Source organism: Ereboglobus sp. PH5-10 (genome assembly GCF_029504735.1).
GTDB lineage: Bacteria > Verrucomicrobiota > Verrucomicrobiia > Opitutales > Opitutaceae > Ereboglobus.
The window spans coordinates 16517-32395 of record NZ_JAQFIP010000016.1; the positions used below are offsets into that span (position 1 = coordinate 16517).

Consider the following 15879-nt stretch of genomic DNA (forward strand, 5'->3'; position numbering starts at 1 on the left):
GTGACTAACCCAGCCAGATCTTGTCGAAAGCATCCATCCGTCAACCCCTGATCATCACCTTCACCTACGATTACGCCAACCGCCGCGTCGGCAAACGCGTGCAGGAAAAGGCTGGCGGCCAGTGGCTGGAACGCTACCATCACCTCTATGTCTACAACGGCACCCAACCCGTCGCCGAAATTGACGCCAGCACGCGCCGGGTGCTGCGCACCTTCGCTTGGGGCGCTACCGGCGAACTGCTCATGATCCACGACCGCACAATCCCCGCCAGCCCGCAAACCTACTTGCCCGTGCGCGACGCCTCGGGCAGCGTCACGGCCTTGGTGCGCGACGATGGCAACAGCACTGCAATCGTCGCCGTTTACGAATACGACCCCAACGGCAACCTTCTGCGCGCGCAGGGCGAGTATGCGAAGAAAAACCCCTTCACCTTTGGCGGCGGCTGGATGGACTGGGAAACGGGCCTGGTTAGCGCCGGCTCGGTGTATTATTCCGCGCGGCTGGGACGCTATATAAATTCCGGACCTTCCGGTGCCGGCGATGGCATCAGCGCCTGCTTTGGCGTCGATCCATCCATCAGTTATCACCACACGCGCCAATACGCCCGCCCGTCCTCGCGACGCAGCATCTCCACGCCGAGCTGGCAGTCGGTCAATCCCGCCGAACTGGCGGCCTACGAGGCGGCGTGGACCGCCTATGAAACGGCACGGGTGGCCTATGAGCAGGCCGCTGAGGCGGAGAGCATGGCTCTGGACGGTGAACGAAGCCATAATCCCGATTGCGAGTCGCCCGAGGATAATACGGCCGATGAGTTCATCGCGGATGAGCATGACTATCATCAAAATGCCGTTTTTGACTCCAGGGACCACGGCTTGAGCGATGCCTATTTGATAGGCACGGACCACCGCGAAGGCGGCGCTTATATTGAATATTACAGCGACGGAAGCATGCTAGTGACAAACACCCTTGGCAGCACCCTCTTGATCGAAAATGACGGCACTGCCACACTAAACTTCAGCGCTGCCCAACTGGAGATTATGCAAGCCCCAGTCAGTGGATACTTGGGTGGATCAACGGAAGCTCCGAACACAACAACAGCTTCTCAATCCACTGTCCACAAAACACGAAGTTTTAAAAATGACATATTTGAGCGTTATGAAAAAGGAAAACACAAAGGACAGTTGAAATTTGTGCATACAGCCAATGGGTCTGAGCGCACTCAAGATGGAAAAAAAATTGAATACCAAGTAGGGTATTTGACGACTATGGATGGCGTTCAAGTAACAGCATATAAAAATAAAAATGGGGGTGTTGCCTGGGAGACCAATTGCCATGGTTATTCCGTAGCCGACGGCATGTTTTGGATTGCGCCTGCAGACATGACGCACTTGCTCAATAATACCAATTTGTTGGCAAAAGTCACAGGAGATCCCTCAGCAGGCGACATTGCTGTTTATTTGCGTAATAACGAAGCTATCCATTCTGCAAGATATGTCGGTGACAAGGGAATCTCTTACGCGGACGGAAATAGGATTTTCGAAAATAAAACGAGAATTAATGTCTCTAAAAACATGCTCTATCATGGTATTACACCAGTATACTACAGGAGGAAACAATGAAAGTGCAAATATGCAAATCTGTTTGTTTTATATTTTTTATATTATTACTATCAAGCTCAATGTATTCTAATGACGTATCCATCACAATAGAGGTTGCCTCAGATCCGTTGCGTTATCGAATTAAGATTAAATCTAACGCAAAGAAACCTATTGAGTTTGATGAATCCGCATTTAATCCGCCCAGATGGGGTATAGCTCCATATGGAACGACGATAGTAATTCGGGACGGCAGCGACAAATACATTTATTTGGGGGAGAACGGAGAGTATTCATCCATTAGCGTAGGCTATGAACTGTTTGGAAAGCCGTCTGATGAGTGGCGTTTATTAAATCCTAATCAAATATGGGAGAGTGAATGGCTTTCTATCTTGGATGTTACATATGATATTAAAAGTGTCGTGACCGAAAAAGATCCAAAAAAATGGAAAGATTTTAAAATCCTCTTCAGAATTAGGATAAATAAAAAAAGTCCAATGCTAGTAAGGGGAGATTCCGATTGGATATCAACTGATAAGATCAGCCTAGAGGAAGTTATGAACCCCGAATCAAAAACGATATTCCAGCTTCGAGAAGAGCGGAAAAAGCAGGAGCCAAAAAAAAGTGAGCCATCCAAACCAACCATAGCAAACGACGTAAGTGAACCAACGAGCCAACCAAAAGCATTAGATGTGCCAACTGGATCGTCAGCGCATGCTATTTCTAAAAAAACGCGATAGGCAGCTTTTGTTCACTCCGCCCACCCGCTCGCTCCGTTCGAAGCTGTTTCACCACGCTGCACGACGCCATCTCCGCACTTCGTGCTCCGTCGGCTACAACCCCTCATACTTGCCCCCTGAGACCAAACTCGCCTACATCAAACTGAACACCCCAATGACTTGCCCGCACGTGCCACTTGTCCCGGGCAAACACTACTTCCATTCACGGCCTATTTCACCCAAAAGGTCCCGATCAGACTTGCGATAGGGATGCAACTGCCCATGCTATGTAAAGAACACTCGCGCACCAACCCATCGCGCTCATCCCAGCAATCCCATGCCACAACGAAATGAGAATATCAATGTTCAGATTTCTTTGTTCTTTGTTTTTTCTATTATTAAGCATGAACTCAGTGCATTCCAAAGGTGTGATTATCTCAATAGACGTAACTCCTGATCCACTGTATTATCGAATTAAACTTGAATCCAACTCAGAGAAACCTATCGAGTTCAATGAATCAACATTTAGTCCGCCCAGATGGGGAATAGCCCCATATGGAGCACGAATAATAATTCGAGATAGAAATGATAAATATGTCTATTTGGGAAAAGGCGGAGACTTTTCATCCAATGATTCGGGATTTGAGCTTTTTGGGCGACCACCTGACAAATGGCGTTTATTGAAGCCCAAGCAAACTTGGATAAGCGAATGGTTTTCTCTGTTAGATGTCACATATGGCTTTGCTGCATCCGCAGCCGAGAAAGACCCGAATAAATGGAAGGACTTTAAGATATTATTTTGGATTGAGATAAACAAAAACAACCCAGAGGTATTGGTGGGAGATTCCGGCTGGGTAACAACCAATAAGTGCAGTTTGGTGGAAGTTATGCGAGACGAGAAGAAGTCGAGATTCCAAATACGTGTCGAAAGGGGGTTGGCAGGTTATGACTGGGATGATAGGCTTCGCGCGCGGGAGGAAGCCGAGCAAAAGCAAGCTAATCAAGAAGCGGCATGCTCATGCGGTCTGATTGCAAAATTAAATAGAGAGATGGTGGGCGTCCACATTGTGGCAGATGGTTGTCTTTGTGAAAAAGAAGGCAACCATTGTCCTTGCTTAGAAGAAGAAAAGGAGATGCAGAAAAAGACCGAGCAAACCGAAGTGAGCAGCCGGGGAGAAGGAAAAGCAAAAAAGCATTGCCCTTGTGGCCCAAAGGTTGAACCACCTAAGCAAGAGACACGGTGGCCGTGAAAGAGAGGCCTAAAAAGTGAACCAACGAGCCAACCAAAAGCATTAGATGTGCCAACTGGATCGTCAGCGCATGCTTTTTTCTAAAAAAATGCGATCGACAGCTTTTGTTCATTCCGTTCATCCGCTCGCTCCGCTCGGAGCTGTTTCGCTGCGCTGCACGACGCCAGCTTCGCACTTCGTGCTTCGTCGGCCCCCCCTCATACTTGTCCCCTGAGACCAAACTCGCCTACATCAAACTAAAGTGAGCCTCGCCGCCCAAGGGCACCCGCCGCGACCGCCACTCCCCTGCCCTGTCAACCCCGCGTGCGTGCCCGTCTTTGTGCTTATCCACAGATGCCACAGATATGCGCAGATAAATCCCTAGATCCGGCGGTTTGCGCATCTGTGTTCATCTGTGTCATCTGTGGATAAATAGCTCTGAGAATTCAATGCGCACACGCTTCAGCGAATATCTTCACCCGCCCGCCACGCCGGGCTGCGTGTATTCTTGTAGCAGGCGCAGGTATAGATGGTATTCTTGCAGGGAAACTCCGGGCGGAGTCTGGTGGTCCACACTCGGAATGAAACCGCCTCGGCGCATGAGGGGCAGCAGGCGCTCGAATTCGCGCCTCATCGCCGCCTCGCCCTGGTTCATGACGAGTTTGTTGTAATGACCAATCATCAATAAATCGGGATAAGCCTCGCGCAGCGCCAACCCATCGACGCCGGCCTGGTATTCCAACGGCAACACGCCGTCCACGCCAACCGATTGCAGCCACGGGACGAGTTTTGTGACATCGCCGTCGGTGTCCACAATGGCGAATGCGTCGAGTTCCTTCACGCGCTCCATCAGCCGGCGATAATAGGGGGCCATGAACTCGTCGAATATCGCGCGCGAAATCATGGGACCGTTGTTATAGGACATGTCCTCGGCGATGGTCAGGAACACGGGCACGCAAACGCGCGAGATTCGTTCGAGCAGGTCGAGATTGTATGCAAGCAAATCCTCGCTGATTTTGTGCACCAGTTCCGGCTGGTCGATGTAGGCATACATGAACTGCTCGAATCCCATGAGCGTGCGCGTGAACCAGAAAAATCCCTCGAGCGTGATCCACACCACCAGTTTTCCGTCCTTCTGCCGCAACGCCCACGGGGTCATGCCGGCGATGGCCTCCTCATGCCTCGGATAAATCTTCGGGCGCAGCGCAAGATAATCGTCCATTCCGGCAACGACTCCCTCCACATGGTGCTGCACCGCCTCGATTGTGGACTCGGTCGTGCTGAACCAAAATTGCTTATAGGGATCGAGTCCGAAATGGCATGAGATATCGAACACATCATTCAGGGCGGCGGGCAAACCCTCGCCATGCCAGCGCGCGATGGTTTTGTCCCACCACATCGCCCATTCCCAACGGGGCATGCGATCCACGGGCTGGAAACGCATGACCGCGCGAAAACGCTCAACATGGTTCATCGCGGGTTTTGTCGGGGACGTTTGGTTCATGGGAATATTGGAGCTTTTGCCGTTTTTGGTAGGGCGGTTTCGCCGAAACCGCCGTGTTTGTCATTCGAAAATTCTCGGCGCGCTCGGCGAGCGCGCCCTACCCAGTGCGATTACAGTTTCATTTAATAATTTTGAATAACAATCCCTACTCGCACTTGAGCTTCACAACCGGGCGGATGGCGACGGGGCCGAGCAGGCCGGAGGGCGGGAGCGGGGAATTTTTGTCGTAGTGCCGCCATGTCGTGAAGGCGATGCGTCCCGTCGGGCTGGACTCGCCGCGCAGGAACCAATCGGGATACGCCTTCAATCCGTAGCCGCGCCGGCGCGGCACGCGCACCCATTCGCGGTCGGCGGGCAGTTGCTCGTCGCCGATCAGGCGGTTCACCCAGGTGTTGGTGACCGCGATTTCGAGCGTGTTGTCGCCGTCGCGCAACGCATCGGTGATATCCACGCGGAAGGGCGGCTTCCAGAGCGTGCCGAGGTCGCGTCCGTTGAGCTTCACTTGCGCAATCGCCTGCACGTCGCCCAGGTCCAGCCAGAGGCGGCGGCCCTCGGCGCGCATTCCGGCGGCGAGGGTGAAGGTTTTTGCGTAGGCGGCCGTGCCCGAGAAATATTTCACGCCGGGCGTTTTGTGCTCGCTCAACGACATGAGCGCGGGCAACTCCACCGAGTGCGGCGCGCCCAATCCTTCAGGGAAGCGCAACTGCCACGGGCCGGCGATTTCCTGCGGCGCCGGCATCGGTCCGGTTTCGACCTCGATGGCGCGGCCTTTCGCGCGCTTTATTTTGTAGCGCCCCGGCTCACTGGTCCACACGACGGGGCCGTCCGCTTCCATCGAAACGCTCAACAGCGGCGCGGGTTCGTTTGCGCATGTTGTTTTTTGGGCGGACTTCGCCACGGTTGCGACGGCGGGTTCCTTCGGCGTCGAGCGCATCAGCTCGCGAATCTCCGCCTCGCCCAGCGCGCGATCGAATAACTGCAGCGGCGAGTGCTCCCCGCGAAACGTCGCGGCGCGCGCGTCCGAGGGCACGTCCGTCGCGCCGCGCGGCGTGAACAGCGAGCGCAGGCCCGTGTGCGCGTGGCTGCCGTTTATATACAAGTTGGGACGTCCGTCCTTGTAGACAACCGCCACATGCGTCCAGTTGTTCAGCGAGATTTCATAGACGAGCGTCGCCACAAAATGGAACGAACTGTGCTCAATCACGCAGACGACGTTTTTGCCGATGGCCAGGCCGGTGCCCGCGGCGGCCGGGTCCTGGTAAAACTCCACGCCCTGCGGCGCGTAGAGAATGTCGTTGCGCGCGATGTTCAGCGACGAGGTGCCCGCGAAATCCTCGACCGGCACGGTCATGTTGGCGGCGGGCTTCACCCAAACGGCGTAGCTGAAATCGCCGCCGACTCCCTTCGGCGCGGCGTCGGCGGATGCGCAGGAATCCTTCCGCGCGTCGGTGCCGATCAAGACATCCTGCCCGCGCGACACCTCGGTGATTCGCCTCGGGTTCGCCTGCTGGTTTTTTGGGAAAACAACAAACACCGACTCGCGCGCCTCCAGCCTGAGCGGCACGCTCGTGCGCGCGCCGGCGGTTTCATAAACGGGCGCGTCCGCGATCACGCCCTGCTCGGGCCGCCAGAGCTGGGGCTTGCGATTCTTCATGCGAAACACCGCGCGGATGTCGGCGGGCGCGGCCTCCAGGTTTGCCACGAAATAGATGTCCTCCGCCGCCGTCTCGCGGTGAATAAAATGCACGCGCGGTTCGTTTTGCGCCGCCGTTTTTTCGGCGGTGACACAAGCGGATTGGTAAGCGAAATCCGGCGCGTCGCCCGCCTTTGCCAGCACCTCCGCGAGCGGACGTCCGCGAACGATGCGGCCCTTGCCGAACGAGCGCTCCTTGACGCGCACGCCGTCGCAATTTCCCCACAACTCGGCGGCGAGTTTGCGCACCTCGTCGTCGCACGCCGGGTAGTTGGCGAGACTCGGCGAGCGCAGCGGCGGTTCGCCGAGCACCGTCGCGCCTGCGCGCACGAGGTCGCGAATCTTGCGCAGAAGCTCGGGCGACATCAGGCGTTGTTGCGGCATCACGAGCACGCGGTAGCTCACGCCGTCGGGCAGCACGAGGCGCCCGTCCTTCACCGACATGCGCGTGAGCACGACCTCGCCCGAGCACAGATCGTAATCGTAACCCTTCGGCGGCGCCGGTTGCACCTCCTTGCGAAGCGGCGGATTTTTGATGCCCTCCTCGTCCTGCAAATAACAAATGTCCGCGACAAACCTTCCCTGCCGCAACATGTGCTGGCAGCGCGCCAGGTATTCGTGCCACGGGCGGCTCTGCTCCCACCACGTCGCCGTGCGCTCGTATTCCCAGCCCCACGGCCCCATCGTCATGCCGGGCTTGGCGCGCGCGTCCGTCCACGGCTGCAACGAATAACGGTGCACGATAAAATGATTGATGCCCGCGCAAAACGCCGCGTCGCCGACCGCCTTCGCCACATAGGGATGCACGCGATGCTTGCTCTGCAAATCCGTCGCCGTGAACGCCTCCGCCGCGATGATGTTTCGCCCGTAAATGTGACCGGCGGACGCCATCGTCTTCACACTCGGATGCAGGTTTTCGGGGTCGGGATTGATCCAGAATTCGCCGATCGGCAAATCCGCGCGGCCGGTGTAAGTCAGCGGGTCGAAAGGCCCGTTGCGATAACCCTCGAGCGAAAAAATCCGCCCGTGCTTGCGCGCGAGGGCGGTCATGCGCCCCGCGTAGTTTTCGTTCAGCATGTCCGAAATCGTGCGGCGCACATCCCACAAAAACCGCTCGCTCACGCCCGCGTCGCCGATCACGCGTCCCGTGAGGACGGGCATCCACGGCAGCGGATCGTAACCGCGCAGCCGCTTGAACTCGTCGCGAAAACGCCCCGTCCAGTTCTGGTAGCCGACCTCCCAGCTATCGACATGAAAGCCGGTGAACGTGCCCGCGTTCACACCCGCCGCCTCGGACTCCTTGATGAGCCTGCCCAAAAAACCGTCGAAATGCCGGTCGAGCGCGTCGGCGCTGAGCTTGTCAACCTCCAGCCCGCGCGCGTCGGAGGGCGCGGGATAATTCTTCTTGCCCGTCGATGTGTGGCCGAAGCGCATGACCGTCCACTCGCCCGCGGGCGCGTCCCACTGCAAGCGCCCGTCGCGCATCTTTTCCGTGAGATCGAGTATTTGGTTTTTGGATACAGTCATGCCGGCGCTCGCGTTCGCGGCGACCTCCGGCGACGCGGCGAGCCCGAGGCCGGACTTGCGCGCGTAATCCTCGATGCGGAAAACCGACGCCAGCGTGATCTCATTCACGCGCAAGCCGTCCAGCGAAGCGTCGTTGCCGCCCAGCACCACGCGGAAAAACTTCGCCCTCACCGGCGCGAACGCCTTCGTGGAATTGGCCTGCATGCGCGCGATCTCGCGAAACACGCGCCCGTCGTCGGACGCCTGCAACTCGCACAAAACGCGCCCCTTCGACCCGGCGCGCTCCCCAAAAGTAACCGCGACATCAAGCAGGCACGCCTCGTAAGGCTCGGCGAACTCGAACTGCACGCTCGGCGATTCGCTCCGGTTTTGCGGACGCGCCAGAAGCGCGCTCGTGCCCTGGTCGCCGTCGATGAGCAGGGAAAGATTTTCGGCGGCGGACGTTGTCGCGTTTGTTGTGATCGTCGGCTTGGCGTCGCGCAGCGAGCGCATTTCCGCCTCCGGCGTGGGAAACGCCAGCACGGCGATGTCGCGATAAAAACCCTCGTTGGTTTGCGGCTGTTTCAGCACGGCGTCGAACTTGGCCGGCCCCGACACGCGGCGCTCCGTCCACACGACCTTTTGCATGGAGTCCTCCGGCTTGTTCCAGGGGCCGCCCGAGCCGGTCCAGCCGGGATCGTTGTTCATGATGAGCTTCAGGCCGAGCCGCTGCATTTCGCTTGTGGCGAAGACAAACATCTCGCGCCACTCCGCCGTCACGATCCGCACAGGCCCCTTGGGCACGCCCTGATCAACCTCCATGATGATCACGCCGCCGACACCCGCGCGTTTCATCGCCTCAAGGTCGGCGGTGATGCCCTCGCGCGTGATGTTTCCGTCCGACCAAAACCAATAGACCCAGGGCCGAGCGTCGTCGGGCGGCGCGACAAAATCGCGCTCAAGCGTTGAAGTCGCGGGAACCGCGGCGCGAATCAAAGTCGCGGCAAACACACAAAGGGCAAGTATGATGGTGGCTGGTTTCATGGCATGGAAGACGGTGCTTGGTTTCGTTGCATGGATATCCGGGCGTGGCGGAAGAACGGGGAATTTGGTTTATGGAAAAGCCTCGCGAGTCTATCGCAACGCAGCTCGCAAGGGAATCCTTCCTATGATGTTTTACATACAAAAAATGCCCAATGTTGTGGGCAGGCAAGATGTCATTCCAGCCGTTTTGATTTCACGTAAAATAGATGCGAGGAATACAGGATATGCCCAACGGCGACGCGCGCAAACGCGCGAGTGCCTTGCAAATGTTGTGTCAGGTTCCGAGCACCAGCTTCACCGGGCCCAGCAGGCCGGACGGGAGCAGCGGCATTTTTTTCGGATCAACGGGGATGTTGGTGTAGGTGATGCGTTTTTCCTCGGGCAGCATCGCGTCGCCGACGAGGCGGTTGCGCCATTGGTTGACCACTTCGATCTCCAGCGTGTTCGCGCCGTCCTTGATCACGTCGGTCACATCAACACGCCACGGCGATGTCCACACGGTGCCGAAATCATGGCCGTTGAGTTTCACGCCGGCGATGTCGCGAACCGTGCCGAGGTCGATGAAAACGCGCGCGTCCTTGTCGAGGGAGCCTTTTTTATAATCGAAGCGTTTTGTATAAAACGCGGAGCCGGAATAATACTTGATGCCCGGCTCGGAGCGCTTCGTCCAATCCTCGAGCGCGGCAAACTCCACCTTCGCGGGGCCGCCCCACGCGGGGTCGAACGTCACCGTCCACGCGCCGGTCAGCTCGGCGGCGTCGGCGTATTGCAGGGAGTTTTTCGCGCGGGCTTTTTTGGCGAGGCGGGAGGGCGACGCGGGGAACACGACGAAGAACGATTGGAAGGGCGCGAAGTCGAGCGACACAATCGTGCGCCCGCGCTCCTCGCGGTGCGCAGCGGCGCGCATGGCGCCGTCAACCGCGTTCCAGATTTCCGGCGCGCGTCCGGTCACGCGGAAGCCGCATTCCTGCGTTTGCGCGAGGGGCGAGAGGTTTGCGACGAGGTAGATTTCCGCGCCGTTTTTGCCGGGGACGCTGCGGTGGATGAAGTCCATTCCCGTGCGGCTCGCGTGCGCGACGCCGGTGGATTTGTCGGCGGCGGCGATGTTTTCGGAGCAGGAAAAATCGGGGCCGATGCCGTCCTTCGCAAGAATCTCGCGCAGCGTCACGCCCTGGAAAACGCGGCCGCGGCCGTATTTGTTCGAGGTGCGGGTTTTTCCGTCGCAATCGCCCCAGACTTCGCGCGCGAGTTTTTTCACGGCGTCGTCGCACTTGGGATAATTTTTCATGCCCGGATCTTTTTCCGGACGCGGCCCGGTGATCGTCGCGCCCGCCTTCACGAGCGCCTTTATTTTTTCCATCACCTCGACGGGCATGCGGTCGGTTTCGGGAAGCGCGAGCACGCGGTAGCTCATGCCGTCGGGCAGCGTGAGGCGTCCGTCCCTCGCCACCGAGAGGCGCGTGAGCAGCACCTCGGCGTTGCACACGTCGTAGTCGAAACCAAAGCCGAGCGAAGGATCGATGCGCTTGGGCGGAACGATGTTCGGCGCCCAGTCGCCGTTGTAATACAGCACGTCGGCGACAAACAATCCCTGGCGCAGCAGGTGCTGGCTTCGCCCGATGTATTTCAGGAACGCGCCGGCGTGGTGCCACCAGGTCACGTTTGGGTTGAAGTGCGTGCCCGCGTAGTATTCGTAGCCCGGTTTTCCGAGCGTGGACTTGGTGGCGGTCGTTGTGTGAATCGAGAAATGGTTGATGCCCTCGCAGAACGCGCGGTCGGCCTGCTGCTTGAGGTTGCCCGGATAATCCTGCCAGTGGCGCATCGTCGTGAACGATTCCGCCGACGCCGTTTTTTTGCCGTAAATGTGCGCGGCGGACGCGACCATTTTGGTGACCTTGTTCTGGCCTTCCTCAAGGCGCGAGGTTCCGTAGCGGAGCTTGGGATCGAGGCCGCCGGGCTCGTCGTGACGCGTGCCCATCCAGAACTCGCCCATCGGGCGATCCGCGCGGCCAAGGTTCTTGAGAGTGTCCATGCACATCGTGCCGGAGCGGCTCGGCCCCGCCGACTCGTGCTGCGCCTCCATGCCAAGCTCGTGACACTTTTTGCCGAAGTAGGCGTAATGCCTGTCGGCCATGCAATCGGCGACGGTCTTCCGGTAGTCGTGCAGGAAGCGGTCGGAGATTTCCGCGCTGCCGACAATGAATCCGTTCATCACCGGCGTATAGGGACGCGGATCGTAACCGCGCCGCGCCTCGAACTCTTTCAAAATATCCTCGGTCCAGTTCGGAAAACCGTCCTCGAAACTGTCGCTGCAAAAATATTTCAGCGTGTTGCGTCCGTTGACTTTTCCACCCTCCAAAAACTTCTTGCCGATGTTCTCAAACTGAATGTCCACCGGCTTGCTCGAGAGCCAGTCAACCGAAAGGCCGTCGGCCTCGGGCGGCGCGATCATGAGCCGCGAGCCGGTCATGCGATGCCCCGTGCGCACGATCACCCAGCGACCGGCGGGAACGTCCCACCGCAGGCGTCCGTCGGCGGAAACCTTTGATGTCAAATCAACGACATTCTCCGGCGCGACCGGCTTGTCCGAGGGAAGCGACGGCCACGCACCGAGCGTCGGGCCGACCACGTCGCGCGCGGGCGCGTGGTTGCTCGCGTCGCGGCGGTTTGTTTTTGCGGGGAGAAACTCAAGCCGTTCCTTGTCGCTGAAACGCGCCGCGTCGCCCGCGTCGTCGCGAAACGCCACCACGCACGTGTCACGGTAATCGAGCTTTTCGAGCGGCAGGTCGATGTAGGCCTTGTAGCCGGGCGGATTAAAAACCTTGTCGTAACCGTCGCGGCCGCCCGGAAGCGGGAGCGCGCCGTCGAACTTCAACGGACCCTCGACAACATGCCGCGATTGCAAAAACCAGCGGCCCGAATAACGCGGCTCGATCCACGGCCCGCCCATGCACCAGCCGCCGCTCATGTTCACGCCGAACTCGATGCCGAGCCGGTCGGCCTCGCGCACGGCGTGCTTGTATAATTCCATCCACTCGCCGGACAAAAATGCCGCGCCCTTGAGCCGTCGGTTTGCCGGGCCGAGGTTGGTGGAGTTCACGAACAGCACCGTGCCGATTCCCTTCGCGGCGAACTCCTCGAGGTCGTGCGTGATGCCCGCCTTGTCCACCTGCCCGTCGATCCACCACCAGTAGCCGCCCGGGCGCGACGAGTCGGGGATGTTCACAAATTCCTCCGCGAGTGATCCGGCGCCGGACGCGCGCGCGCCCTTGCGGTCTGCCACTTTCGCGAGCAAGCCTGAATGGGGCGCGACCAGCGCGACCCCGGCCAGTGAACTGAGTTTAATAAAGTCTCTGCGTTTCATAATGGTATCGTGTTTGAGGGTTATGTTTTGGGATTTGGTTTTGTTTGAGTTCGACTAAAGATTAAGTCCCAAGCGTGCCAGCACGCGGCGGGCGGTTTCGTCGGGATTGTTGAAGTCCACAGGCGCAAGAGGAAAATTGTGCGAGCCGGTCTGCTCGTCGAAAAACCACAGCGTGTCGCGCGCGGCATGGGCGCCGAGCGCGGTGTGACACCCGCCGCCAAGCGCGGATTGGAAGGCGCGCTCGAGGGCGATGTGTCGCGCGGTTTCCGCGTCAAAATGCGGGGCGTATTTCGCGGCGTCGGCGGCGCGGCATTGCACGCCAATCGCGGCCTGGCCGACGGCGGGAACCATTGTCTCAAAACCAAGCGCGTGAAACTCCACGCCGGGCCAGTTGCCGATGCGCAGGCGCGCGAGCCCGGCGGCGGCAAGGATGGTCGCGTCGGCCTCGCCATCGGCGATTTTGCGCAGGCGCGTGTCCACGTTGCCGCGAATCTGGGTGAATTGCGCGTCGGGAAAAAGTTTCGCGATTTGCAGTCGCCGGCGCGGGCTGCCGGTGGCGATTGTTTTCGGCGTGGTGACGCCGGCGCGGAGCACAAGCACATCGCCCGGATCGGCACGCGGGAGATACCCCGCGATGGCCAGCCCCTCGGGCATGTCACCGGGAAGGTCCTTTGTGGAATGCACCGCGATATCGGCGTCGCCATTAAAAAGCGCGTGCTCGAGCTCCTTTGTGAAGAGGCCCTTGCCGCCGCGTTCCTCGAGCGACCATTCGACACGCTGATCGCCGGTCGTCACAACCTTGAGAAGCCCGACCTCCACGCCAAGACAGGCGCGCAAACGAGCCGCGACCAATTCGGCTTGGGCAAGCGCAAGGGGACTTTTTCGGGTGGCGAGGGTGAGTTTTTTCAAAACAACGGCCTCTTAAATGGATCGCGACGCAAACTGCCAAGTCTGCTTTTTGTAAAACAGGCGATTTGGGGCGGGCAATCTTGAGGCCGTCACCTACGGGCGGCCCGCGGCATAAAATTCGCCGCAGCGCGACCAGTTGACGACATTCCAAAATGCGGCGATGTAGTCGGCGCGGCGGTTCTGGTATTTCAAATAATACGCGTGCTCCCACACATCGAGGCCGAGCACGGGAACATCCCCGGAAAGAAGCGGCGAGTCCTGATTCGCGGATGTGGTGATCGCGAGCCTGCCCGCCTCGCGCGACACGACGAGCCACGCCCAGCCGCTGCCGAAACGCTTCATGGCGGCGTCGGCAAATTGCGCTTTGAATGCGTCGAGGCTGCCAAAGGTGCTTTCAATGGCGGAGCGCAGCGCGGTTTCGCCGGACGCCGGCGCGGAGTCTTTTGTCCGCGGCGCAAGTATCCGCCAGAAAAATGCGTGGTTGGCGTGACCGCCGACATTGTTGCGCAACGCGGTGCGAAGCGGTTCGTCGATGGCATTGCCGTTGATACGCGAAAGCAGCTCCGCGATGTCGAGCTTTTGAAGCGCGGGGTGCGAGGCGAGCGCGTTGTTGGCGTTGGTGACGTAGGCCTGATGGTGTTTGCCGTGATGAATCTCCATCGTGCGCGCGTCGATGTGCGGCTCGAGCGCCGCGCAATCAAAACCGAGCGGCGGAAGCGCGAAAGGATAAGTGACGCCGGATTTGGGGGCGGACGACCCCGAGGGCGTTGCGCCAAGTTCGGGCGAGAAAAGATTGAGGCCGAGCAGCGAGGCGGACACACCGAGTGTCTTAATCGCGGAGCGACGGGTGATTTGAGAGGGTTTTGTGTTCATGAATTCAAAGTCCGCCCTGTCATGCGCGCGCGCAACCCTTCCGCGTCGAAAGTTCGTCGAAATTGGGTATTTTCAAAGGCGATTAACAACAATAATGACTTTCCCCGAATCTTATGAAAACACTCCCAAAAAAATCATTCCTGATTGTCGCCCTGTTTTTAACTCTCGCCCATGCGATCTCGCCGGCCGCCGTCAACCCAAGGCACGAACGCTGGAAAAAGGACATCGCCGCATTCGAGAAACAAGACCGCGAAAACCCGCCCGTGCAAGGCGGCGTGCTGTTCCTCGGCAGCTCGAGCATCCGGTTATGGAAAACGCTCGCCGAGGATTTTCCCGGCGTGCCCGTGCGCAACCGCGGATTCGGCGGCTCGCGAGTCGCAAACTGCACGTATTATTTTGACAAGCTCGTGATGCCGGCGAAGCCGCGCTTGATTGTCTTTTTCAGCGGCGGCAACGACATCAACGCCTGGGAAACGGCGGAGGAGGTGGCATCGGACTTCCGCGCGTTTTGCGCGGAGCTGCACAAGAAGCTGCCCGAAACCAAGTTGATTTACATTTCGATCCCCATCACCGAGAGCCGCGTGATGCAGCGTTCCACAATCGCGCTGGCAAACACCTACCTCTCCGTGTTCTGCCACTCTGATCCGAGACTGACGTTTCTCAACATGAACGACCACATCCTCACGCCCGAGGGCAACGTGCGCCCGGAATATTACCTCGCCGACAAGCTTCACATGAACGAGGCCGGCTACGCCCTTTGGGCCAGGGTGCTGCGCCCGATGGTGACCGCCGCGCTCAAGTAAATATCCGGAGTCAAGACACGCCCAAGGGCGTGCCGTATTTTCAGCGCCGGGGAAAACACACACCGGCGCGTTTTTGCGCGCCTATTTTTGCTCGACGCGGTTTTTCAGGAACGCGACCACATCCTGAAACTTCGAGCGGTTGCCCTCGTCGGCGGCGAGAAGGTTTTCGTGCGCTTCGAGCGCGAGCCTGGCGTGATCGAGTTCCGTCATCGCCCTGGCCGAAAGCGGTGTGTTTGGCGCGCCGAAGTTCATCGGAAAATCGCCGCACTCCACCGTGGCCAAATGCTGCAAACCGAGGTTGCGCGCGAGTTCGAGATTGCGCTTGCCCATGCGCGCCAGCACCAGCGAGCCGGAATCGCACTTGCGCAACTTTAACGCCGCGCCCGCGAGCACGCCCAGAAAGGTGCTGTCCATGCTCTCACAGTCTTGGAAATCGATCACGAAACGGGTTTTTCCCTGCCTCATGCACTCCGAAATAAAATCGTTTATTGTCGCGCTGTTTTGAAACGAGGCGCGTCCGGTGATGCGTATCACGACCGGATCGGAATAGGCGTCGACAAGATAAACTGGTTTTGCGGTTTCCGGCATTGGATTTGGTTTTTCCTTCGCAAGAGGTCGCGAATCGTCAGGCAAATTTTCG

The 15879-nt window shown here is 58.6% G+C and carries 10 protein-coding genes; 4 read left to right on the forward strand and 6 right to left on the reverse strand.

Annotated features, from left to right (window positions below):
- Positions 1-20 precede the first annotated feature (20 nt).
- The 3 genes from M2447_RS11580 (at position 21) to M2447_RS11590 (ending at position 3564) form a co-directional block, all read left to right on the forward strand.
- Positions 21-1619 carry a hypothetical protein gene (locus M2447_RS11580; RefSeq protein WP_277558733.1) on the forward strand — a complete coding sequence of 533 codons (1599 nt, stop codon included), beginning with the start codon at positions 21-23 and terminating at the stop codon, positions 1617-1619.
- A complete protein-coding gene (locus tag M2447_RS11585; protein ID WP_277558734.1) occupies positions 1616-2335 on the forward strand; it encodes a hypothetical protein in 720 nt (239 codons plus the stop codon). Before M2447_RS11580 ends, M2447_RS11585 begins: the two co-directional genes overlap by 4 nt.
- A 383-nt stretch (positions 2336-2718) precedes the next feature.
- Positions 2719-3564, forward strand: coding sequence for a hypothetical protein (locus M2447_RS11590; protein WP_277558736.1), 846 nt, complete (start codon positions 2719-2721; stop codon positions 3562-3564).
- 454 nt (positions 3565-4018) lie between these two features.
- On the opposite strand, the gene M2447_RS11595 is transcribed toward M2447_RS11590, so the two are convergent.
- The 5 genes from M2447_RS11595 to M2447_RS11615 all read right to left on the reverse strand — a co-directional run bounded on the left by M2447_RS11595 (position 4019) and on the right by M2447_RS11615 (position 14436).
- Positions 4019-5047, reverse strand: coding sequence for a uroporphyrinogen decarboxylase family protein (locus M2447_RS11595; RefSeq protein WP_277558737.1), 1029 nt, complete (start codon positions 5045-5047; stop codon positions 4019-4021).
- Positions 5048-5192: 145 nt separating this feature from the next.
- Positions 5193-9290 (reverse strand): glycosyl hydrolase, encoded by a 4098-nt coding sequence (locus M2447_RS11600; RefSeq protein WP_277558738.1) that lies wholly within the window; start codon positions 9288-9290, stop codon positions 5193-5195.
- A gap of 274 nt (positions 9291-9564) precedes the next feature.
- A complete protein-coding gene (locus tag M2447_RS11605; RefSeq protein ID WP_277558739.1) occupies positions 9565-12654 on the reverse strand; it encodes a glycosyl hydrolase in 3090 nt (1029 codons plus the stop codon).
- Positions 12655-12708: 54 nt separating this feature from the next.
- A complete protein-coding gene (gene hemC, locus M2447_RS11610) occupies positions 12709-13563 on the reverse strand; it encodes a hydroxymethylbilane synthase (RefSeq protein WP_277558740.1) in 855 nt (284 codons plus the stop codon).
- Positions 13564-13656: 93 nt separating this feature from the next.
- Positions 13657-14436: a superoxide dismutase gene (locus M2447_RS11615; RefSeq protein WP_277558741.1), complete on the reverse strand. Its 780-nt coding sequence runs from the start codon at positions 14434-14436 to the stop codon at positions 13657-13659.
- 113 nt (positions 14437-14549) lie between these two features.
- Here M2447_RS11615 and M2447_RS11620 point away from each other — a divergent pair, with 113 nt between their 5' ends.
- Positions 14550-15239, forward strand: a complete 690-nt coding sequence (locus M2447_RS11620) for a GDSL-type esterase/lipase family protein (protein WP_277558742.1) — start codon at positions 14550-14552, stop codon at positions 15237-15239.
- Between the two features lie 81 nt (positions 15240-15320).
- Here the strand turns inward: M2447_RS11620 and M2447_RS11625 are convergent, their stop codons facing one another.
- A complete protein-coding gene (locus M2447_RS11625; protein ID WP_277558743.1) occupies positions 15321-15827 on the reverse strand; it encodes an STAS domain-containing protein in 507 nt (168 codons plus the stop codon).
- Positions 15828-15879: the final 52 nt, after the last annotated feature.